Origin of the sequence: Mesorhizobium sp. M2A.F.Ca.ET.037.01.1.1 (assembly GCF_003998075.1) — a bacterium.
Classification (GTDB): Bacteria; Pseudomonadota; Alphaproteobacteria; order Rhizobiales; family Rhizobiaceae; genus Mesorhizobium.
The window spans coordinates 1-1,197 of sequence record NZ_RZSA01001411.1; the positions used below are offsets into that span (position 1 = coordinate 1).

The window sequence follows — 1,197 nt, forward strand, 5'->3', positions numbered from 1 at the left end:
CCTCTCCGTCGCGGCTTCGCCGCGCCACCTCTCCCCCGCATTGCGGGGGCGAGGAACTGGCGCCTAGCTGGACACTCCGCTTCGCCGTCAGCTCCCGCATCAGCCGCCTCTCGCGCACTTCGATGGAAAGCTGGGCGCTCGACGGGCAGAACTGGGCGTTGGCCATCTTGGCCTCGCCGCGAATGAAGCGCCGGATCGCGGCCTCGACGTCTTGAAGCTCGGCATCCTGCACGGCGGCCAGATAGCCGCGCAGCTGCATCTCGGCGTCAGCCAGCGCGGACTGCGGGAAGCAGGAAAACATCGCGGCTAGCGCCTTCGCCGCCTGCTGCAATTCGGCTGCAGTCATTGATCTCCTCGATGATTGCGTTGGCGGCATCGACATGGGTTTTGCGCCCACGCCATTTTTGTCCGGGCGCGGCCGGGCGATCCGAAACTGCTTTTCCATTCCTGTTCCGCGAAGCGGAGGAAGAAAACGCCGGGGCGTTTTCTTTTGATGGATCGATGGATTGTGGACTCTGGAAGTCTGGACTCTGGGGCTTATCGCCCGCCTTATCCCCGGCCCTTGCCCGCCGCTTATCCGGGGGCGAAAAAGCCCTTTCCTTCGAAAGGCTTGGGTTGCCGCCCTTCAAGCCGTTCTTGCGCGCCGCGCGCGCCTTGCGGGCGTCGGCGATCATGCGTCGGGAATAGATGCGGCCGTGGCGATCGCGCGAGAAGACGCGGTTGCCTTCCAGTTCGGAAAGCAGCGCGCCAAGCTCCCCCTCCGCACAGCCGGCAAGGCGGGCAAGGGCCGTCTCCTCCAGCCCCTTGCCGGCGATCGCGACATAGCCGATGGGCTCGTGCGCGGCGGCAATGCACAGCATGCGCATCCAAAGGCCCTGCGCCGCGAGCGAGCACAGCCGCAGGTTCGGATCGGACTCCCAGTCCGACCAGAAGAATTTCGACCAGATCGTGCCGCTCATGGGGTGGGCTCGGTGGCGGGGCATTGGCGATTGGCCAATCTCCCCCCTTGTGGGGGAGATGTCCGGCAGGACAGAGGGGGGCGCTGTCCCGCCAGCCTATCGGCGTTTGGGATCCTTACCCCACCACAACAAACCATAGCGAAAGGCAGTTCTGAGACGTCGCGTTCCTTCGCGCCCCCCTCTGCCCTACCGGGCATCTCCCCCACAAGGGGGGAGATTGGCAGCTCCGGTCTCCCGC

The 1,197-nt window shown here is 65.6% G+C and carries 1 protein-coding gene and 1 pseudogene; both read right to left on the reverse strand.

What is annotated here, in order from left to right:
- Positions 1-259, reverse strand: a pseudogene (locus EOA27_RS37190) (hypothetical protein); the annotation flags it as partial.
- 7 nt (positions 260-266) lie between these two features.
- Positions 267-959, reverse strand: a complete 693-nt coding sequence (locus tag EOA27_RS37195) for a hypothetical protein (protein WP_127258796.1) — start codon at positions 957-959, stop codon at positions 267-269.
- Between the last annotated feature and the right edge of the window lie 238 nt (positions 960-1,197).